Here is a 20,595-nt window from a genome sequence, read left to right as displayed (position 1 = left end):
ACTTGTATACCGATATTAGAGGCTGTCTTTATATGATCCGAACTGGATTAAATAGGGATGTTAATCCTGATTAAATAGTTTGGTTTGAGTGACATTGGTATGAATGAACAGCGTGTTTCAAAATTCAGAAGAAAATACAATCGTTTGGCTGCCAACCAGACGATGGAGGATTATGCGTTACGTTTTACCGCGAAAAGCGGACGTTTATGGTCAGTATCACGTGTCTCGAATACGGCTTTGGGTGCTATCTCTTTTCTGGCATTAGAAGCCATAGGTGGGGCAATCACTTTACGTTATGGTTTTGATAATACCGTGATCGCGGTGATGGTAGTTTCTCTCATTATATTTCTTACAAGTTTGCCAATTAGCTATTATGCAGCGCGCTATGGTGTCGACATTGACTTACTAACCAGAGGGGCAGGTTTTGGCTATATTGGTTCAACCATAACCTCCTTAATTTATGCCTCTTTTACCTTTATTTTCTTTGCCATAGAAGCCGCAATTATGTCGCTGGCGCTGGAAATGCTATTCGATATACCGCTTAGCATTGCTTATCTGCTGAGCTCATTAATGGTCATACCATTAGCGACTCACGGAATAACTTTTATCAGTCGTTTTCAATTATGGAGTCAGCCACTTTGGTTGGTATTACAAATACTCCCTTTTGTTTTTATTCTTTATCACGAATGGTCCGCTGTTGAAGATTGGACAAACTATAAAGGAACCTTGGAACAACAACAGAATACTACCGGCTTTAATCTGATCTTTTTTGGTGCGGCATCAGGCGTCATATTCTCGCTTATCGCGCAGATAGGGGAGCAAGTTGATTTTTTACGGTTTTTACCAGAGAAGAATAAGACGAATAGTCGCCGTTGGTGGTTAGCTCTTATCTCAGCTGGACCAGGATGGATTTTAGTAGGAGCAATAAAAATTCTAGCAGGCTCATTTCTGGTGGTACTTGCTATAAACCACGGAATACCCGAGGAACTTGCTGATAATCCAACTCAAATGTACTTAATTGCGTTTAGTTTTTTAACGGACTCTCCTAACGTGGTTTTAGCACTAACTGGCATCTTCGTTATTATCAGCCAGTTAAAAATTAATGTAACAAATGCTTATGCAGGTTCTATTGCCTGGTCAAACTTCTTCTCTCGTTTAACTCATACTCATCCGGGACGAGTTGTATGGCTGGTTTTCAATGTTACTATAGCTCTGCTACTGATGGAGTTAGGGATATATGAAGCGCTTGAGCATATACTCGGCGTATATGCCAATGTAGCAGTAGCATGGGTAGGTGCTTTAGTCGCTGATTTAGTCATTAACAAGCCACTTGGTTATAGCCCGAAACACATAGAATTTAAGCGAGCGCATTTATACGATATCAATCCCGTAGGTTTTGGTGCAATGCTAGTTGCTTCAGTCGCTGGTATTGTCTCTTATACTGGAGTATTTGGTGAATTAGCTCATGCTTTGTCGCCTTATATTTCTTTAATTACTGCATTCATAATTTCACCTATTATCGCGATATATACCAAAGGAAAATACTATATAGCGCGCGCATCAAACCTTCAAAACACATCCAAAAGTATCTTGACCTGTACAGTATGCCAAAATGATTTTGAGATAGAAGATATGACTTCATGCCCAGCATACGGAGGCGCGATTTGTTCTTTATGCTGTTCGCTAGATGGCCGCTGCCATGATCAATGTAAGGTAGGTGCACGTTTTAATGATCAACTGAAATTATTTATCAATAGTGTGTTACCGCATAATATTGCCGCCAGAATTGATAATAGAATGCTACAATTTGTGTTCTTACTAAGTTTGATTTCATCTCTAATTGCAACGGTCTTCTGGTTGGTTTATCAGCAGGTGCCTAATGAAAATATAGAGGCAAATGATTTAATTTCGTCTGCGATGATGAATGTATTTGTTCTGCTAATGATCATAGTCGGCGTATTAGTTTGGTTATTTGTATTAGCGACAGAAAGCCGACAATTTGCACTTGAAGAATCACAACGGCAAACGCATTTGCTGAGTAAAGAGATAAAAGCCCACGGCAAGACTGGACAAGCGTTGCAAGAGGCAATGATAACAGCTGACTCAGCCAATCTGGCAAAGAGTAGATACCTTATTGGTATCAGTCACGAATTAAGAAGTCCTTTAAATACAATACTGGGTTACACACAGTTATTAGAAAAAGATCAGCGTTTACTCGAGGATCAGGAAGCCAAGCTTACTCTGATTCATCGCAGTGGTGAGCATTTAAACGATTTGATCGAAGGCATGTTGGATATTTCCCGAATTGAAGCAGGTCGAATTGAATTGCGACGTGATCAACTGCCGTTAAAAATGCTAGTAGATGATTTAGCGGAAATGTTTCGAATGCAGGCGGATGCCAAAGATTTAACGTTTGAATATGACGTAGCGAATCAGATCCCCGATGTTGTCATTGGGGATGAAAAGCGCTTGAGGCAAATACTCATCAACCTGCTTTCGAATGCAATAAAATACACCCAAAGTGGGGGGGTGACCTTTGCGGTTATCTATCGCAATCAGGTGGCTAAATTTATTATTTCAGATACCGGGGTGGGAATAGGAACGGAAGATAAAGAACTTATTTTTCAGCCTTTTGAAAGAATCCGCACTCTTGATTCTCCACAAATTCCAGGTGTGGGTTTGGGGCTAACGATTAGCAAGTTTTTTGCCGAAATAATGGGCGGTGAAATCAGTCTGCAAAGCGAACAAGGCAAAGGCAGTTGTTTTCAATTATCCCTCATGCTGCCGAATGTTTCAGAGCCTATTTTACGTACCGAAGTTATCAGGCGTATAGAGTCTTATGAAGGTAGTAAAAAAACCATCATGGTGGTTGATGATGAATCAGCCCATCGTGGTCTGATCAGTGAAATTCTTTCACCACTTAATTTTGACGTTTTGGAAGCTTCTGATGCTTATAACTGTTTAGAAAGTTTGGAGGATAAAAACGTTGATTTGTTTCTGCTCGATATTTCTATGCCAGGCATGAATGGTTGGCAATTAGTTAAAGCTCTGCGTAAACGAGGCATAAAAACCCCAATTATTATGGTATCTGCTGATGCTTTTGAAAGCCCTGAAAATAACCCAAAAAACCAGGATGTTGATGCCGATAAGAGACTGCACAATGATTATTTAACCAAACCGATTAATGATAATTTGCTGCTGGATAAAATCGCCAATGTGTTGGATTTAAGGTGGACTTATGAAACAGGGAAAGCACTGCCTAAAAACAAAAAACCAGAGCCTAAAGCTAAGCCAGACTTAACAACTCTATTCAGCGGGATTAAAAAAAGTGATTGTCATGAACTTATCTCAATGGCAGAAATAGGGTATATACAAGGTATAGAGAAAATAGTAACACGTATGGATAAATTAGAAAGTAATCAAGCGCTTGTGAAACGTATTCGTAAATTTGTGAAACGTTGTCAATTTGAAAATATTATTTCATTAGCTGAAAAAGGCTTAGATTCGTGATTGAAAAAGAAACAAAAGGTATCGTATTAGTTGCCGATGATTCAGCGGAAGCGCTGGGTATGATCAATGAAGCATTGATCAATGAAGGTTATACAGTACTGGTAGCAATGAATGGAGAACAAGCTATTTCAATAGCTAACCGCATGGTGCCCGACATTATTTTAATGGACATTATCATGCCGATAATGGATGGCGTAGAAGCCTGTAAAGAGCTAAAGAAAAATAGTGATTTAACGGATATACCGGTGATCTTTATGACAGGGTTAAGCGATAAAGATTATCTGTTCCAAAGCTTAGATGCTGGTGGTGTTGATTACATCAATAAACCCGTGCAGTTCGATGAGTTACTGGCAAGAATCAAAGTGCATTTAAGGAATTCAAAATCGACACGAAGTGCACACAAAGCACTTAATCAGATTGGTCAACTAGCATTTACCTGTGACGCAAACGCCAAAATTATATGGGCTACAAATACGGCACAAAAGTTATTGGAAAGTGCCGGTATTAACACTGACGAAACTTCTGAATTGATGTCTGAGCAAATCCGGTTTTGGCTATCCTCTAATCCAGAGAAGCATGGAAGCTTGTGGCTCAAAGATTTTGATAAACCGATTCAGGTGTGTTTTCTAGGTAGACCAGCACCGGGTGAATATTTACTCAGGCTGACTAATGATGATGAAATCAGTACGCGCGAATTATTTTGCGAGCGTTTCTCCGTCACAGAAAGAGAGTCAGAAGTATTGTTTTGGTTGGTACGGGGAAAAACCAATCGAGAAATTGGTCAAATATTATCAATGAGTCCGAGAACGGTTAATAAGCATCTAGAACCGATATTTAGAAAATTAGGTGTAGAAAACAGAACCTCGGCGACAGCCGTGTGTTTACGTTTTTTGAGCCATCATTAATATCATCTAATAATTTTTGCACCACGAAGGTGCTAAAACCGTAGTTATCGCACCAAAACGATTAAATGTGACGCCGTTATAACTCATCTAACTACCAAATTAGCTAATATTATTAGATCAACATTGGCATATAAACTGCATTAGGTGTTTAGAGTATTTCGTTCTGTCATGGTGTATTGAATTTTGCACCATAAAAAGCTGACATTTTCGGCAAACAGTACGTTAACTTTTAAGAGCCATTTAAAATGCGTGAGGATATATGCTATGACTAAATTATTTCTAACAGTAATTACTGTGTTTTTAAGCCTGGGCTTTTCAGTCACAGCATCTGCTCATTCAGGGCACGAAAACGCTTCAGTAATGCATTTGATGTTTCATGCTGTAGTCACAGTAAGTATTTACCTGTCGCTAATGGCAGCTGGATTTTACGTAATTAAACGTTTACCTAAAGCGATAAAGCAGCGAGTTAAGAAATAACAAGTGCCTGCAATTCAGCCATTAACAGAACAATCATCAAAGGCGCCCTCAATTAAGCCCCAGACAATACAGACGGATTCACAGGGCTGGAAGGCGCATTTGACTCTAGGGTTTGAGAAACGCTCTGGTAAATCTGTATTAGCCAGTCGAACGCAATGCGGACCTTTGACGGTACAACGCCCTTTCTATCCGGAAGGTGATGTTTGCCACTTGTACTTATTGCATCCACCGGGTGGTGTTGTTGGTGGGGATGAGCTGCATATCAATGTAGAAGCAGCTAAACAGGCTAATGCATTAATAACCACACCGGGTGCAACCAAGTTTTATCGTAATACAGGAAAATTGGCAAAACAGATTCAAATACTCACTGTTTTGAATGACTCATCACTGGAGTGGTTTCCTCAGGAAAATATATTTTTTGATGGAACCCACACGCAATTAACCACACGGATAGAACTAGAAGAATCAGCGCGTTTCATGGGGTGGGAAATTAATTGCTACGGAAGACCTGCATCAAAAGAATTGTTCAATAGTGGCAAGGTTGACACCAAACTTGAAATCACCAGAAATGGAGAACCGTTGTTACTCGATCGCTTAAAAATTATTAACAATGACGCATTACAAAGCCCTGCCAGTTTGGCCGGGTATCCTTGTTTCGGTACTTTTATTGCGACGCATGTTACGCCTCAATTACTCGAAAAAGCACGTGAGGCAATAACGGACATCGGTGGCGATCAACAAGTCGGCATAACATTGCTCGATGATATTTTAGTAGCGCGTTGCCTTGGGCAATATGCAGAACAGATTTCGACAATACTTAAATTAATCTGGATGGCTCTTCGACCAGAAGTAATGGGAAGAGATGCTTGCCATCCAAGGATATGGGCTACATAAATGCTTTTCCTATTTATCAATAGTGCTACTTCAACGTTAAGAAAAAGTGCTCAAAAGTGGGGGGGTGACTTTAATTCTAAAATTAAACACCTGTCCCAGTTACAGATTAAAAAGGTGGATTTAGAATGGATTTAACACCCAGAGAAAAAGACAAACTGCTTATTTTTACTGCGGCTTTACTTGCAGAAAGACGCAAAGATCGTGGCGTAAAACTCAACTACCCAGAAGCGATTGCTTTTATCAGCGCTGCCATTATGGAAGGTGCTCGTGATGGCAGAACGGTTGCTGAATTAATGAGTTTTGGGCAAACGCTTCTTACGCGTGATGATGTCATGGAAGGGATTCCAGAAATGATTCATGACGTGCAGGTAGAAGCGACTTTTCCTGACGGCACCAAGCTGGTGACCGTGCATAACCCAATCGTATAGGACTAGAGGAGCTTTAGAATGATTCCCGGAGAAATGATCGTAGCTGCTGGTGACATTGAATTAAATGTCGGTAGAAATTCGGTAACGGTAGAAGTTGCTAATAGTGGAGATCGTCCTATTCAAGTGGGCTCGCATTATCACTTTTACGAAACAAACCATGCACTGCTCTTTGACCGTGAAAAAACCAGAGGTTTTAGACTGGATATTGCTGCAGGTACAGCAGTTCGTTTTGAGCCTGGGCAAACACGTTCGGTAACGCTTGTTGAATATGCGGGTGACCGCAAGATTTATGGTTTCAATGCCGAAGTTATGGGAGCGCTTTGATGATTAAAAACAGTGGACGACTAAATACAGTTGAGGACTCTAATGAGTAAGATAAGCCGACAAGCCTACGCAGAAATGTACGGACCTACGACGGGTGATCGTTTACGTTTAGGTGATACAGAACTCTGGCTAGAGGTCGAAAAAGATCTCACAACCTATGGCGATGAAGTCAAATTTGGTGGTGGTAAAGTAATCCGTGACGGCATGGGGCAAAGCCAGCGTGTGTCGGCAGAAGTTGCCGATACGGTAATAACTAATGCCCTAATAGTAGATCATTGGGGGATAATAAAAGCAGATATAGGTATCAAGAACGGACGAATCTCAGGAATAGGAAAAGCAGGTAACCCTGATGTTCAGCCGAATGTTGATATTATTGTCGGGCCAGGAACAGAAGCTATCGCAGGTGAAGGTTCAATAATCACTGCTGGTGGCATCGATGCACACATCCATTTCATTTGTCCGCAGCAAATTGAAGAAGCATTAACGTCTGGCGTTACAACAATGCTTGGCGGTGGAACAGGGCCAGCAACCGGAACTAACGCAACAACCTGTACGCCAGGTCCGTGGAATATTCATCGTATGCTGCAAGCTGCTGAAGAATTCCCGATGAATTTAGGTTTCATGGGTAAAGGCAATGCGAGTTTGCCAGAAGCACTTGATGAGCAAGTGGAAGCAGGTGTGATTGGTTTAAAACTCCATGAAGATTGGGGAACAACACCAGCATCTATTGATAACTGTTTATCGGTAGCAGAACGACACGATATTCAAGTTGCGATCCACACGGATACGCTTAATGAATCCGGTTTTGTAGAAGATACGATTGCCGCATTTAAAGAACGCACCATTCATACTTTCCATACGGAAGGAGCGGGCGGCGGTCATGCGCCAGATATCATAAAAGCATGTGGTGAGCTTAATGTTCTACCTTCTTCAACGAATCCAACTCGTCCTTATACTATAAATACCGTTGATGAACATTTGGATATGCTGATGGTGTGTCACCATTTAGATCCGAGTATTGCTGAAGATGTGGCATTTGCTGAGTCACGTATTCGCAGAGAAACTATTGCCGCTGAGGATATACTGCATGACTTAGGTGCGTTTTCAATGATCGCATCAGACTCACAAGCGATGGGTCGCGTAGGTGAAGTTATTACTCGCACTTGGCAAACAGCACATAAAATGAAAGTACAGCGAGGAAGCCTGGAAGGAGATCCTGCGCAGAACGACAATAACCGTATCAAGCGTTACATCGCAAAGTACACCATCAACCCAGCACTTTCTCACGGAATGTCCCACGAGATAGGTTCGATAGAAGTGGGTAAACTTGCCGATATCGTCTTATGGAAGCCAGCTTTCTTTGCTACCAAGCCGAGTATGATTATTAAGGGTGGCATGATTGCATCTGCGCCGATGGGTGATCCAAATGCATCCATTCCAACACCTCAACCTGTGCATTATCGTCCTATGTTTGGTGCTTATGGTGGAGCACGTTTAGCAACTCGTATGACTTTCTTATCTAAGGCAAGTATTGATGCGGGTATTGCAGAGCAGCTCAATTTAAACAGCTTAATAGGCGAAGCTAAAGGTTGCCGTACGGTGAAAAAAACCGACATGATCCACAATAGTTATATGCCAAAAATCGAGGTGGACTCACAAACGTATGAAGTACGTGCAGATGGTAATTTATTAACGTGCGAACCCGCAGATGTTCTGCCGCTGGCGCAACGTTACTTCTTATTCTAAATGATATTTGAGCGCGATAAGTAAATGATTAAATTTGAAACTAAGACAGATAAAACTGACGCTATACCTCAAACAAGCTTAACCTTAGGCAAAGACCAACGCGAAAAAAGCCGTCTCAAAGTCACTTTAGATGATGGCCGTGAAGGTGGTTTATTTTTTGATAAGGGCACTAGTTTTCAGGATGGTGATTTAATCATCAGCGCAGATGGTGAAACCTTAGTTGAAATTAAAGCGGCGGCTGAAACAGTTTCGATGGTGCATTGTGATGATCCTTTATTATTAGCAAAAGCCTGTTATCACTTGGGAAACCGGCATATTCCATTACAGATTGATGCGACCGAATTACGCTATCAACACGATCATGTTTTAGATGAAATGGTCAGAGGTTTTGGTTTGACAGTGACCACAGAGCAAGCACCTTTCGAGCCAGAGTCTGGTGCTTACAGTGGTGGTGGACATCATCACCATTCTGGTGACCACGATCATAGTCATGACCATCACCAACAGCATCAACAACACAGTCATTCACATGACTGACTCTCATCTAAGCCTACTTAAGCTTTTGCAATTAAGTAGCCCTACGCTTCCAGTCGGAGCGTTTGCCTACTCACAAGGTCTTGAGTCTGCGATTGAGTCGGGTTTTATTAAAGATAGTAAAGCGTTACGTGTCTGGTTGATAGATTCACTCACATTGAGCCTAAAAAACGTCGACTTACCGATATTTTTTAGACTGTATAAGGCATGGGAAAATGATGATATTGAAACCGCTATGCGCTGGAATCAAACACTGCGTGCGCAAAGAGAAACCAGTGAATTACGCAGTGAGGACCATCATTTAGGACTTGCACTCGCACGACTGCTCAAAGATTTAGATATTGCTGAAGCCGAGATTTTACATAAAAAAGGTGATCTTTGTTTTATCACCTTATTCACGCTGGCGGCGAATAAGTGGAATATTGAAATGGAGCAAGCAGCCAATGGTTTTATTTGGTCGTGGTTGGATAACCAGATTGCAGCTGCAATCAAATTGGTGCCTTTAGGGCAAACAGATGGACAGAAAGTGTTATCTGATTTATTGCCCGAAATACCTAAAATAATCGAAGAAGGGTTTGCCATTGGAGATGATGAAATCGGTGCATCTTTGCCCATGACGGCAATTCTTAGTTCACAGCACGAAACACAATATTCAAGATTGTTTAGGTCTTGAGTCATTACATTTATTTAAAAAACAGTTTAATTAGGAAACGTTTAAATGAGCAACAAACAGGTATTACGCGTCGGAGTTGGCGGTCCAGTAGGGTCAGGAAAAACAGCATTATTACGTCAATTATGTAAAAGAATGCAAGATGATTATGACCTCGCGGTAGTAACCAATGATATCTACACCAAAGAAGATGCAGAGTTTTTGCTACGCCATAATGCGCTAGATGCCGATCGTATAATGGGTGTTGAAACAGGTGGTTGTCCACATACAGCAATTCGCGAAGATGCTTCTATCAATCTTGCAGCTGTCGATACTATGTGTGATCGTTTTCCAGATCTAGATTTTGTGATTATTGAAAGCGGTGGAGATAACCTCAGCGCAACCTTCAGTCCAGAGCTTTCTGATCTCACTATCTATGTGATTGATGTTGCCGCCGGCGATAAAATCCCCCGTAAAGGTGGCCCTGGTATTACCAAATCTGATTTATTGATTATCAATAAAACTGACCTAGCCCCTATGGTTGGTGCTTCTTTAGAAGTGATGGATCAAGATACCAAACGTATGCGTGGCGATAAGCCCTATCTTTTCACTAATCTAAAAGACGGTGAAAATGTTGAAGCGGTCATCGACTTTATCGTTGATAAAGGAATGTTAAAGCCTGCTGTTGATTGATGCTCTTTTTGATAACTACTTATATCTGATAATAAAAAAACTGCCTATAAGTAGGGGGGTGACTACAATGTTAGTTATCCCTATATCTGGCTAATTTTTAATAGTAATCCGCATCTTTAAAGCTCTTGTAATTTTTTTTAAAATCCTATAGTGTGTATTAAATACACAAAATAACACAAAAGCACAGAAATACCCAATCACCCAACAATGAGTTTCTCTTGATTGGGTCTTATTGGAGGAGATAAACGAGTTTAGTTTGAAATCTACGAATTTCGCTGGCTTAACATACACTTCAACAATGGAAATAGGGAAAAGATATGAAAAACACTCTGCTTAAATTAACTGCCTCAATGGTCTTATTTAGTGCTTCAACCGCCGCCTTATCTGAATCTCTTACGGTTTATAGTGCGCTTGAGGAAGAAGAAATTGCGGTTTACATGAAGGCTGCCAAGAAGGCGATGCCAGATGTAGATATCAACGTATTGCGCTTGTCTACCGGTAAACTGGGCGCTCGCTTACTTGCTGAAGCTGACAACCCACAAGCAGATATCCTTTGGGGTTGGGCAGTAACAGCCATGATGGACCCAAAAGTCCTGAAATTACTTGAGCCGGTTAAAGTTGCTGGTGTTGAAAAACTCGCTCCGGAATTTCGTGATGCTGACAGCAAATGGTTTGCTCAGATGGGGTATATGGGGGCATTTTGCGTAAATAAAGAACGCCTTAAAAAGAAAGGCTTAAAAATGCCAGAAAGCTGGGCAGATCTGGCTGATCCTAAATTTAAAGGTGAAGTATTGATGCCTGATCCCAATTCATCGGGTACTGGCTATTTACACGTGAATGCTGTGTTGCAGTCATTAGGTCTGGAAAAAGGTTGGGCACAACTTGAAGCGATTGATCCAAATATGGCGCAATATACGTCATCTGGTTCAAAGCCTTGTAAAGCTGCAAGAACGGGTGAATATACAGTCGGTATTTCGTTAGCCTTTACAGCCATGAAATCAATCGAAGACGGCTATCCGCTTGCAATGGTATTTCCTAAAGGCGGCGTCGGTTATGAACTAGAAGCATCAGGGCTTTTAGCGAGTAGCGATAACAAAAAAGATGCAAAACGTTTTCTAGATTGGAGCATGTCAGACAGCGCAATCACTATGTTTGGCCAGTATAAAGCATTAATCACTATGCCAGGTGTTACACAGTCAGAAGCTGCAAAAGCATCTGGTCTTCCTGCTGATTTAAGCACCATTCTTGCACCAGTTAATTTCGTTGAGTCAGCTGGTCGACAGACTGCAATCAAAGCGGAATGGCGAGAAAAATTCGCACGTTAATCTAAAGAGCCTGCGAATAGATGCTTCTTTTAGCTATCTGTTCGTAGGCTACTTCTATTCGTATCATATTAATGATGTTTAGTATGGTATTCATGTAAATCACGTAAGTGACAATATTTCATGGAATGAATCATTCATGTATTTAACTGTGCGCAACGCAACCAAACTCTATGGGTCATTCACGGCTTTAGATGATGTATGTATATCCATTGAACAAGGCGAATTCGTCTGCCTTTTAGGCCCAAGCGGGTGTGGCAAAACCACCTTGTTACGACTCATCGCTGGCTTAACTGATATCGATAGTGGTGAAGTGACATTAGAAGGTGAGTCTTTGTCTGGACTTCCTGCACGCAAACGCGGCTTTGGCATCGTGTTTCAGTCCTATTCTTTATTTCCTAATATGACGATTGCCGAAAATATCGGATATGGATTAAAAATCAGAGACACTCCTGTTAATCAAATAAATACGCGAGTTACTGAATTATTAGACTTGATTAAATTGCCTCAGATTGCAGATAAATTTCCTGGTCAGCTTTCAGGCGGTCAGCAACAACGTGTTGCACTGGCGCGAGCGATTGCCGTTGATCCACGGGTTCTATTACTTGATGAGCCACTTTCTGCACTTGACGCAAAGGTACGCGGAGACTTGCGCGATGAAATTTTACAATTGCAACGTGCATTAGGAATTCCCACGTTAATGGTGACACACGATCAAGAGGAAGCACTTGCGCTTGCCGACAAAATTATTTGTATGAATCAAGGTGCCGTAGTGCAGGCTGGAACGCCGAAAGAACTGTATCAAAAACCAGCAACACGATTTGTTGCTGATTTCATGGGAACAAGTAACCTCATCAAGACTGAAGTCATTAGAAGTTTTATGCCTGAATTACTCGGCATGCGCCCCGAAGGTGATGATGAGGTTTACGATGCTTGTATTCGCCCAGAAGCAATCAAGATTGAACCTAACGTAAATGGCGATGCGCTAGTCAAATCCATCGGTTTTCTGGGTAACTTAAGTAAGATCAAACTGGAAAGTACGCTGGGGGATTTGATTGTAGAAGTACACGGAGCAATAGATCTCGAAGAAAATCAGAATGTATCGCTGCAGATAAATCCCGCTGATTGTAACTGGGTTCTCAATGATGTTGTAGAGACAGCCTCATGAAAGCAGTATCCAGTAGAGGTTTTGATGGAGATAAGCTCTTAACAATAACCTGTGTGGTTATTCCGCTGGTAGCGTTAGCACTATTTTTTCTTTATCCGATGTACATTGTTTTTATTCGTTCGATCACTTTGCCTGACGGTGGATTGGGCTTACAAAACTATATAGAAACACTTTCATCAACAGGTTTCTGGCGTGCGACTCGACACTCGATGTTAATGGGTTTGACGACCATGGTATTTAGTGTTCTTTTTGGGTTTATCATTGCGCTAGGGCTGCATCGTTGTTCATTCAAAGGTAAGTGGTTAATACGCGCGGTCATTATCTTGCCGTTACTCGCACCCTCGCTGGTTCAAGCGCTTGGATTGATATTTCTGTTGGGTCGTAATGGTGTGATTAATCGCTTTTTTGGTCTAGAACTAGACATCTATGGGTTCTGGGGCTTAACCATTGCAAATACCTTATATGCGCTTCCACAGGTCGTTATGATTATTAGCGCATCCTTAGTGCTACTGGATCAACGTTTATATGAAGCTGCAGAGATTATGGGAGCAAAACCATTACGACAGTTCCGAGATCTAACACTGCCTGCCATTTACTATGCTGTGCTCAACGCTGCTTTTGTGGTATTCATCATAACAATCACAGATTTTGGTAATGCGGCAGTTATTGGTGGCGATTATTCCGTACTTGCGACTGAAATATATACACAGGTCATAGGATTACGAAATTTCAATATGGGTGCTGTCGTGGGTATTATGCTGCTGTTGCCTACGGTCATCTCCTATTATATTGAGCGTAAAGCAATGCAGCGCCAGCAAGGTAAAACAAGTACTAATATCCAGGCCTTCGTTCCTAAATTCATGCCCTATAGAGATGTTCCAATGGCGGTTGCATGCTACTTAATCATCGGGGCAATACTCGCTGTGATTGCTATTGTGGTTTATGCAAGTTTTGTAAAACTTTGGCCTTATAATTTTGATTTTACGTTTAAACATTTTGATATAACGTTGGCAGGAGGATACTCCTCATTGTGGATAACGATTGCAATTTCACTAGGTGCAGCAATCGGCGGCACATTCCTAATATTCATTCTGTCTTTTGGGTTGCTTCGGTTACCACAGAAATTATCTCAGGCACTTCAAGTGTTAGCGGCAATGCCAGCAGCAGTTCCAGGGATAGTGTTAGGTCTTGCTTATATTTTGACTTTCAACTCTACGTCAACACCGCTTCATGTCTTGTATGGAACGGCCATATTGATTGCTGCAATTAATTTTTATCACTATCATACGCAGGCTTTTTTAACGGTGATGACTGGTTTTCGGCAGTTCCCTGCTGCACTTGAAGAAGCATCGAGTACTTTAGGCGCGGGTTTGGGAAGAACCGCAATAAGCGTCATCGTCCCTTTTATTGCTCCCATGTTAGTGTCAGTTTTTTTCTTTCTCTTTATGCGTTCTATGGTGACCTTATCAGCGGTTATCTTTTTGACAACACCACAGCTTGATGTGGCGGCTGTAACAATTATGCGACTCGACGATGCAGGATTAACCTCTCAAGCCGCGGCTTTTTCTACCTGTGTCATGGCGGTTGTTTGTCTTTCTCTGGGTATTATGAAATTAATATTATCGATGCAATCTAAAAACAAAGTTGGGGCAGCATAATGTGGCCTAAAGAACGACATCAACGCATCCTCTCGCTGCTGAATAACAATCAATTAGTCAGCGCCAATGATCTTGCAGAGTTTTTATCCGTTTCCCGGGAGACAGTTCGACGAGATCTACTTGAGCTTGAGTATAGCGGCTTAATTGACCGTGTTCATGGTGGCGCCGTATTAGCAAACAAAGGTGATGAAGCCCCGTTTGAGAAGCGCAAAAATGTGCAGACTCGAGCAAAACAGGATATAGCACGCAAGGCGGTTTCACTCATAAAGCCCGGTGAATCAATTATGGTTGATGCGGGTACTACGACCTCTGCTTTTGGGCATTATCTGGCAAAGCTATCAGGAATTATGGTTGTTACAAACTCAATCGATATTGCTCAAACAATCAAAGCTAGTGGCGCTGATATTGATCTTATTCTGTTGGGTGGGCAGTTGACATCAGATGTACCGGCAACTTATGGCGAACTGACGTTATCTGAAATCCAACGCTTTAACGTTAACTTGGCTTTTATTTCGCCCGTAGCCATCGATGTTGATAAAGGAGTTTTTTCTTATGCTTTAAAAGAAGCCGAAGTCGCTAAAGCCATGATTTCTAAAGCCAGTAAAAGCGTGATTTTAAGCGACCATTCCAAGATAGGTGAAACTAACCGAGTGCGTTTCGCAGAAACGACGGAAATCAATTATTTGATAACAGATAGCAAGGTAAAACCAGAGCAGTTAAAACCGTTTGATAAAACTGGTGTTGAGATAATTACTTATAAATCGAATAAAGTTTAAATTAAGTATTTTCTGAATGCTTAATTCAAAAAATTGGAGTGAGACTATGATTATGACAAGTTCAGATGATTACGACTACACACAAGTTTTAAGTGATTGTGAGACATGGGCTGAGGAAGCAGCAGTCTTGGCTCGCCAGTATTTTCGACAGCCAACCAAGGTCGACTTCAAAGAAGATGAAAGCCCGGTTACCGTCATTGATCAGCTCATTGAAAATGAAATTAAAAAAGCAATCAGTTTAAAGTATCCAGACGATGGAATACTGGGTGAAGAAAGCGGAATAAAGGGCAATATTGATGACAACTTATGGGTTATCGACCCAATTGATGGAACGCGTTCTTTTGTTTCAGGTAACCCTCTATTTGGATTTTTGCTCGCCTTTGTGAAATCTGGGGTGCCAGTTGCAGGTGTTATTTCTATGCCGATGTTGAATGAAATATACAGTGGGGCTGTTGGCTTACCTGCTACTTGTAATGGCAAGCCGATAAATGTTTCGAATCAAACAAGTCTCGACGAGTGCGTGCTTTATATTAACGAAGGGGAAAAGCTGGTTGCTGGTCATCCAGAAAAGCTCTCACGTTTATTGAAAGTCGGAAAGGTTAGACGGTTTTCTTATGATTGCTACCCTCACGCATTACTTGCTCAGGGGCAAATTGATGCTGTTATCGATTACGATCTAAAGCCTTATGATTACTTTTCTTTGTCGGCGGTTATAGAAGCAGCTGGAGGAATTGTGACTGACTGGAAGGGTAATAAGCTCGATATGAATTCAAAAGGAGATGTAGTCTCAGCAGCAACTCCCGAACTACATAAAGCACTGATAGATCTGCTAGATATATTAAAATTTAATCAATAGTCTAATGTTGTGAGATTGAATAATAGTTAGGGTTTTGGTCTGTGATTATTGAATAACCATAACGATTCTCGCAAATTCATTATTCCCAGATTCAATTTTTTGTTGGTAACTTATATTGCTTAATTGCTTTCTTATGGTATCTGTTTGAATAAGACAGTTTGAAGATGATTGAGTGTATAAGGCTACTTTCTGGTTATTGCTTACATGAAGATCGCATTTAGTAGACTCTTTAATTACGACACTGATTCCAATCTTGCTTGTGTTTGACGCGTTCGCAAATACAAGGTGTGGGATAGAGCCGATCATTAGACATAATAAAATCTTAGCATGAAGCATGTTTCAAACCATTGTGATAACTAGAGTTAATTATCTTGGTTTGAAAGCAAACTTGCGTGTTTACTGGTCAGAGATTGTATGACACTTAGTCAGTAAATTCCCTTCTGTCGTTTATTATAACCAACGTTAAACTTAAAAAAGTGCCCCAAAGTAGGGGGGTGACCTACTTTATTTAAGCATTTCCAAAAAGCGTTCAAAACGTGGTTTGTAACCATCTTTAGTGTTTAGCGATAGTAGTATGCGCGTTGCATGACCACGAAGCTCAGAGCGAGGAACAAATCCGTAATAACGTGAATCAGCACTGTTATCGCGATTATCTCCCATGAAGAAATAATGATCTTCAGGAATAGTGATCTTTTCAAAGTTTTTAAGTGGATTGTATTCAGATGGTTTTACCTGAACTACATGGGGCTTTAAATCACTCAGAGACTCAAGCGCATAAATGCCATCTTCTTTATCAATATCACGTTGTGGCTCGAGTGTTTCGTCTCTTAAATTAGTGTATTTTGCTGCTTCATCATTGATAAAAAGTTGGTTATTGCGAACTTCAACGGTATCGCCTGGTAATCCCATTAAACGTTTTATCATACGTTTGTCAGCAGCAGCAGAAGTGAATACTATAATTTCACCGCGCTTAGGTTCGCCTGTTCTCATCAGAGAAATATCAGTGAATGGAATCTGTAAATCGTAAGCGAGTTTATTTTCCCAAACTACGTCACCTTCTAATATCGTTGGCTTCATTGAGCCAGTTGGCACTGGATGCCAATCAGCCACTGCACCTCTAAACACAAACAGGAAGATTATAAAAAAGATAAATCCTTTGTTGTTTCTGATAATGGAAAATAATTTATTCATAGTGTGTTTTTCAGTGTTTAGTTATGAGCGTTAGTGATGAAAATTACCAATTAGAGTTCGTTGGCAAAATATTTCTGTAAGAATGTATCAAAATCTAGCGTATCTTGCGATTCTAATTCTCTTTGCTGTTCGATTGATTTCTCTGCCATTAGTTCAATCTCTGACTGAGTCTCAGGCGTTAACTGTCGATTAATAAAGTAATCACGGTGCTCTTCTGATTGGCGTTTTGCAAAGTGGTAGTAGCTTCCATCACGATTGATTATTTCATCCAGTACTTTGGCAGATGGCGTTAAGCTAGGATCATTGACCAATTCCATTTGCTCAGAAATAGCCTTGGAGTAACAAAACTCATCATGTGCGCTATTGAGTAAATTGGCAACTCCAGACATTTCATCCAGTAATTGTGTCGCCCACTCTTTTAAAGTGATTTCTTCGCCTTTGTTGTACAGAGTTAGTCCTGGTTTACGACCTTGATGGGCAACAGTATGCTGATTGTTATCGATTTCTCTTGCTTCTTCAGTACAGATTTCAGGGCTTTCTTGCAGTAAACAGAACAGCATGAAGATCTCTAAAAAGTAGAGTTGAGTGTGAGTTAATCCAGCGGGTTTAAATACATTGATGTCGACAGAACGAAGTTCTACGTATTGAATGCCTCTGCTTTCAAGCGCATCGGTTGGCTTTTCAAAACCTTTAAGTACTCGTTTAGGACGAACGCTACTGTAATACTCATTTTCGATCTGCAAGATATTGGTATTTAACTGTAAATACTTGTCTCCATCTTTAAGTCCAATTTTTTCGTATGCTTCAAAAGGGGTATTGATCGCACAACGAAGACTGGAAATATAGTTTTCAAGTGTATTGTAATTTGCCTTAATGCCACGCTTGTCTTCTTTTTTGTTAGTGTAACCAATGTCACCCATTCTTAATGAAGTACCCCACTTTTCGTAGTAAGTATTATCATTAAATTCGGTCATGGATTCTGGCTTGGGTTGACCTGCAAGAAATGATTTACATATGGCAGGTGAAGCGCCAAATAGATAGGGAATGATCCAGCCATAGCGCTGAATGTTACGAGTCATCCCCATATATCTTTGATTAATAAATTCTTGCGGCTCTAGATTAGAAGCGTCTTCAATTTCTTGAAATGCTGGCCAAAAATCAACGGCAACCGAGTAATTGAAATGGATACCAGCAATGACCTGCATAATTTTGCCATAACGTTCAGCAAGTCCTTGGCGATAGATAGACTTCATCTTGCCTGCATTGCTAGATCCGTATTGTGCGATATCGATATCTTGCTCGCCCCGAATCACGCAAGGCATACTGCTGGTCCAGAGGAGTTCATTGTCACGCAAATGCTGGTAAACAAAAATTTCGATATTTAACAGGAAATCGAGTGATTTGTAGGCTCGGTCACAAGGAGGTGTGATGAGCTCTAGCATTGCTTCGCCGTAATCTGTAGTGATCCACGGGTTTTTTAGAGCAGAACCAAGCACTTTAGGGTGAGGAGTGGTTGAGATTGTTCCTTCTGGATTAACGCGTAGGCTCTCTTTTTCTAATCCGGTTAAGGATTTTTTAAGCAGCTTAGTTGAGCCAGTAGATTCGATCTTATTTAAGCGCTGATTGAGTGTCTGGTACAAACCAATTCCTTGTGATTTATGTGAGTGTTTTTAATAACAGGATGTTAGCAGGTTTTAAACGAACTGTGAGCAGATTCGGATGTAGATACGAATTTATAACTAGTTTTGAGGAAATTAATATACTTGCATTGCTAAAACGTAGATTGACAAAATTATCCAGGTGGCTAAATGAAATACTAGCGCGCGTTTATAACGAACAACAAGTACATCGGGGTGGATGCTACTTATAATGTAAGGGCGTCCATCCTCTGGATTAGAAACTACATGTGTTGCTGGGTTTTGATAGGTTTCTTCTAGTGCTAAATCTACCATTCTACTAGCAGCCTGCTTTGCCGTTTCTAATTCGCTATCATCGATTTTTCCATCTTTGTTTTTATCAAAATAATGAAGAAAATTGAAATGATTACGTTTCCATTCTGCTAGTTTTGACAGCATTAAGTTATTAATTTCGAAATCGTTGCGTTGCTTTTTTAAGGTATGCAGTTGACCTAGAACGTATATTTTCTCACCAGGATAAATTGCATTGTAAGTATGATGGTTATAGGTATAAAGCGGTGTAATAATTTCAGCACCACGAGGGTCTACAGTACATCTGCCTTTTTCATCTCCTAATATGAAACCAGCCCAGCTATCGATAGCGTAGTTTCTAAACCAAAGCATGGGAGGGAGTTCAGGATGAGGGCCTCTGACTACTTCTCCATCATATAAAGACGCTTTTCCTTCCAACTCCACATAGCCTTGCGCTGCTGAATTTAAAACAGTTGGTGAGGTGTCTTCTATTAAACGGATACGTCTATAAAGCAGTAACACAAACACTAAGCTCAGTATTGAAAAAACAGTCATTAAAACTGCTTTTTCGTATCGTTGAGTCTCATCAAAGAGAAATAAACTCAATAGTAATAGCGGATATATAAACGAGCTGATTAATACAAAAAGCCGTCCTTTTAAGCGAGAAAACATTCTTAGTAAACTTTAATCTAGCAATGAATAGTGCATTAGATAAAGTTAGCTGCGATGTCTACATCTTGCAGCTCGCTCATATGGAACTCAAGTAAATCAAATTCCTTGAAGCTAAACATATTAGCCACTATGTTATCTGGAAATTGTTGAATTCTTGTATTGCTCAATGCAGCAGTATCGTTATAAAACTCACGACGATCAGAGATGCTTTCTTCAAGCGTACTAATACGTGTTTGTAAACGTAAAAAAGCATCACTCGCTTTTAGTTCTGGATAATCTTCCGCAACTGCAAATAAACCGTTTAGGCTGGCTTCCAGTTTCATTTCAGCAGGACCGAGTTGAGGAATATTCTTAGACTGCATCGCAGATTCAACTAAATTACGCGCTTTAATAACTTTTTCTAACGTTTCCTGCTCGTACTTCATGTGCTGTTTACAGGTATCAATGAGCTTAGGTAACTCACTATTACGCTGCTTTAGAAGTACATCAATATTACTCCAGGATTTTTTAGTATTATTTTTAAGAGTAATCAGCTGGTTAAAAATAGCGACACCCCAAAACAATGGAGCAGCAAATAAACCAAGAAATATAATAAGACCGAGACTCATGACATTTACCTTTTATTTTTAGTATTAAAGCAATATTAGCAGAATCGAGTTTTGACGTTTTATTTTTAGATAAATGGCAGGGTAATGCGATAAATAAAAAAAGTGCCTATAAGTAGGGGGGTGTAATTGTTTATTAAGAAACTTACTTATACCAAGTAATACCACTAGTCTGAATATAGGTGGTGTTTCTTGACAGAATTACGGTATAAAAACTAAACTAATCGTAATAAAAATAAGAAAACACCTGCTACAACAA

General features: G+C 40.5%; 20 protein-coding genes. 15 read left to right on the top strand and 5 right to left on the bottom strand.

Annotation, left to right across the window (positions count from 1 at the left end; translation table 11 throughout):
• Window positions 1-99: 99 nt before the first annotated feature.
• From Q1A31_RS00625 to Q1A31_RS00555, 15 genes are all read left to right on the top strand, one after another.
• Complete coding sequence (locus tag Q1A31_RS00625; protein ID WP_299870897.1) at window positions 100-3,510, top strand: ATP-binding protein; 3,411 nt, start codon at window positions 100-102, stop codon at window positions 3,508-3,510.
• Entirely contained in the window at window positions 3,507-4,415 is a 909-nt protein-coding gene (locus Q1A31_RS00620; RefSeq protein WP_299870895.1) for a DNA-binding response regulator, read from the top strand. Before Q1A31_RS00625 ends, Q1A31_RS00620 begins: the two co-directional genes overlap by 4 nt.
• A gap of 264 nt (window positions 4,416-4,679) precedes the next feature.
• Window positions 4,680-4,892 carry a hypothetical protein gene (locus tag Q1A31_RS00615; protein ID WP_299870894.1) on the top strand — a complete coding sequence of 71 codons (213 nt, stop codon included), beginning with the start codon at window positions 4,680-4,682 and terminating at the stop codon, window positions 4,890-4,892.
• 3 nt (window positions 4,893-4,895) lie between these two features.
• On the top strand, window positions 4,896-5,786 hold the full coding sequence (locus tag Q1A31_RS00610; RefSeq protein WP_299870892.1) for an urease accessory protein UreD: 891 nt from the start codon (window positions 4,896-4,898) through the stop codon (window positions 5,784-5,786).
• Between the two features lie 125 nt (window positions 5,787-5,911).
• Window positions 5,912-6,214 carry an urease subunit gamma gene (gene ureA, locus Q1A31_RS00605; RefSeq protein WP_131904752.1) on the top strand — a complete coding sequence of 101 codons (303 nt, stop codon included), beginning with the start codon at window positions 5,912-5,914 and terminating at the stop codon, window positions 6,212-6,214.
• Window positions 6,215-6,232: 18 nt separating this feature from the next.
• Window positions 6,233-6,538 carry an urease subunit beta gene (locus tag Q1A31_RS00600; protein WP_131904753.1) on the top strand — a complete coding sequence of 102 codons (306 nt, stop codon included), beginning with the start codon at window positions 6,233-6,235 and terminating at the stop codon, window positions 6,536-6,538.
• Window positions 6,539-6,580: 42 nt separating this feature from the next.
• Entirely contained in the window at window positions 6,581-8,284 is a 1,704-nt protein-coding gene (gene ureC, locus Q1A31_RS00595) for an urease subunit alpha (protein ID WP_299870888.1), read from the top strand.
• A gap of 24 nt (window positions 8,285-8,308) precedes the next feature.
• Entirely contained in the window at window positions 8,309-8,821 is a 513-nt protein-coding gene (gene ureE, locus Q1A31_RS00590; RefSeq protein WP_299870887.1) for an urease accessory protein UreE, read from the top strand.
• The gene (locus Q1A31_RS00585) at window positions 8,775-9,491 is read left to right on the top strand and encodes an urease accessory protein UreF (protein WP_299870885.1); all 717 of its coding nucleotides are present in this window, start codon (window positions 8,775-8,777) and stop codon (window positions 9,489-9,491) included. The genes ureE and Q1A31_RS00585 overlap by 47 nt, the downstream gene beginning before the upstream one ends.
• 45 nt (window positions 9,492-9,536) lie before the next feature.
• On the top strand, window positions 9,537-10,160 hold the full coding sequence (ureG, locus tag Q1A31_RS00580; protein WP_299870883.1) for an urease accessory protein UreG: 624 nt from the start codon (window positions 9,537-9,539) through the stop codon (window positions 10,158-10,160).
• Between the two features lie 317 nt (window positions 10,161-10,477).
• On the top strand, window positions 10,478-11,485 hold the full coding sequence (locus tag Q1A31_RS00575; protein WP_299870882.1) for an ABC transporter substrate-binding protein: 1,008 nt from the start codon (window positions 10,478-10,480) through the stop codon (window positions 11,483-11,485).
• 136 nt (window positions 11,486-11,621) lie between these two features.
• Window positions 11,622-12,650, top strand: a complete 1,029-nt coding sequence (locus Q1A31_RS00570) for an ABC transporter ATP-binding protein (protein WP_299870881.1) — start codon at window positions 11,622-11,624, stop codon at window positions 12,648-12,650.
• A complete protein-coding gene (locus tag Q1A31_RS00565; protein WP_299870879.1) occupies window positions 12,647-14,308 on the top strand; it encodes an ABC transporter permease subunit in 1,662 nt (553 codons plus the stop codon). Before Q1A31_RS00570 ends, Q1A31_RS00565 begins: the two co-directional genes overlap by 4 nt.
• Window positions 14,308-15,084, top strand: a complete 777-nt coding sequence (locus Q1A31_RS00560) for a DeoR/GlpR family DNA-binding transcription regulator (protein ID WP_299870878.1) — start codon at window positions 14,308-14,310, stop codon at window positions 15,082-15,084. Before Q1A31_RS00565 ends, Q1A31_RS00560 begins: the two co-directional genes overlap by 1 nt.
• 46 nt (window positions 15,085-15,130) lie before the next feature.
• Complete coding sequence (locus tag Q1A31_RS00555; RefSeq protein ID WP_299870876.1) at window positions 15,131-15,940, top strand: inositol monophosphatase family protein; 810 nt, start codon at window positions 15,131-15,133, stop codon at window positions 15,938-15,940.
• A gap of 45 nt (window positions 15,941-15,985) precedes the next feature.
• On the opposite strand, the gene Q1A31_RS00550 is transcribed toward Q1A31_RS00555, so the two are convergent.
• The 5 genes from Q1A31_RS00550 to Q1A31_RS00530 form a co-directional block, all read right to left on the bottom strand.
• A complete protein-coding gene (locus Q1A31_RS00550; RefSeq protein WP_299870874.1) occupies window positions 15,986-16,246 on the bottom strand; it encodes a hypothetical protein in 261 nt (86 codons plus the stop codon).
• A gap of 198 nt (window positions 16,247-16,444) precedes the next feature.
• Entirely contained in the window at window positions 16,445-17,131 is a 687-nt protein-coding gene (gene lepB, locus Q1A31_RS00545; RefSeq protein WP_299870871.1) for a signal peptidase I, read from the bottom strand.
• 50 nt (window positions 17,132-17,181) lie between these two features.
• Window positions 17,182-18,771: a glutamate--cysteine ligase gene (gshA, locus tag Q1A31_RS00540; RefSeq protein WP_299870869.1), complete on the bottom strand. Its 1,590-nt coding sequence runs from the start codon at window positions 18,769-18,771 to the stop codon at window positions 17,182-17,184.
• A 114-nt stretch (window positions 18,772-18,885) separates the two neighbouring features.
• Window positions 18,886-19,614 (bottom strand): hypothetical protein, encoded by a 729-nt coding sequence (locus Q1A31_RS00535; RefSeq protein ID WP_299870867.1) that lies wholly within the window; start codon window positions 19,612-19,614, stop codon window positions 18,886-18,888.
• A 152-nt stretch (window positions 19,615-19,766) separates the two neighbouring features.
• A complete protein-coding gene (locus Q1A31_RS00530) occupies window positions 19,767-20,339 on the bottom strand; it encodes a LemA family protein (RefSeq protein WP_299870865.1) in 573 nt (190 codons plus the stop codon).
• Between the last annotated feature and the right edge of the window lie 256 nt (window positions 20,340-20,595).

The sequence above is a fragment of the uncultured Cocleimonas sp. genome (assembly GCF_947495625.1).
GTDB lineage: Bacteria > Pseudomonadota > Gammaproteobacteria > Thiotrichales > Thiotrichaceae > Cocleimonas.
This window is presented reverse-complemented; position numbering and strand designations above follow the sequence as displayed.

Coding starts and splice junctions, on each gene's coding strand:
- Q1A31_RS00560 (WP_299870878.1), top strand. CDS start 14,308: ATGTGGCCTAAAGAACGACATCAACGCATCCTCTCGCTGCTGAATAAC.
- Q1A31_RS00625 (WP_299870897.1), top strand. CDS start 100: ATGAATGAACAGCGTGTTTCAAAATTCAGAAGAAAATACAATCGTTTG.
- ureE (WP_299870887.1), top strand. CDS start 8,309: ATGATTAAATTTGAAACTAAGACAGATAAAACTGACGCTATACCTCAA.
- ureG (WP_299870883.1), top strand. CDS start 9,537: ATGAGCAACAAACAGGTATTACGCGTCGGAGTTGGCGGTCCAGTAGGG.
- lepB (WP_299870871.1), bottom strand. CDS start 17,131: ATGAATAAATTATTTTCCATTATCAGAAACAACAAAGGATTTATCTTT.
- Q1A31_RS00575 (WP_299870882.1), top strand. CDS start 10,478: ATGAAAAACACTCTGCTTAAATTAACTGCCTCAATGGTCTTATTTAGT.
- Q1A31_RS00530 (WP_299870865.1), bottom strand. CDS start 20,339: ATGAGTCTCGGTCTTATTATATTTCTTGGTTTATTTGCTGCTCCATTG.
- Q1A31_RS00570 (WP_299870881.1), top strand. CDS start 11,622: ATGTATTTAACTGTGCGCAACGCAACCAAACTCTATGGGTCATTCACG.
- Q1A31_RS00550 (WP_299870874.1), bottom strand. CDS start 16,246: ATGATCGGCTCTATCCCACACCTTGTATTTGCGAACGCGTCAAACACA.
- Q1A31_RS00600 (WP_131904753.1), top strand. CDS start 6,233: ATGATTCCCGGAGAAATGATCGTAGCTGCTGGTGACATTGAATTAAAT.
- Q1A31_RS00555 (WP_299870876.1), top strand. CDS start 15,131: ATGATTATGACAAGTTCAGATGATTACGACTACACACAAGTTTTAAGT.
- Q1A31_RS00615 (WP_299870894.1), top strand. CDS start 4,680: ATGACTAAATTATTTCTAACAGTAATTACTGTGTTTTTAAGCCTGGGC.
- ureC (WP_299870888.1), top strand. CDS start 6,581: ATGAGTAAGATAAGCCGACAAGCCTACGCAGAAATGTACGGACCTACG.
- Q1A31_RS00585 (WP_299870885.1), top strand. CDS start 8,775: ATGACCATCACCAACAGCATCAACAACACAGTCATTCACATGACTGAC.
- Q1A31_RS00535 (WP_299870867.1), bottom strand. CDS start 19,614: ATGACTGTTTTTTCAATACTGAGCTTAGTGTTTGTGTTACTGCTTTAT.
- ureA (WP_131904752.1), top strand. CDS start 5,912: ATGGATTTAACACCCAGAGAAAAAGACAAACTGCTTATTTTTACTGCG.
- Q1A31_RS00565 (WP_299870879.1), top strand. CDS start 12,647: ATGAAAGCAGTATCCAGTAGAGGTTTTGATGGAGATAAGCTCTTAACA.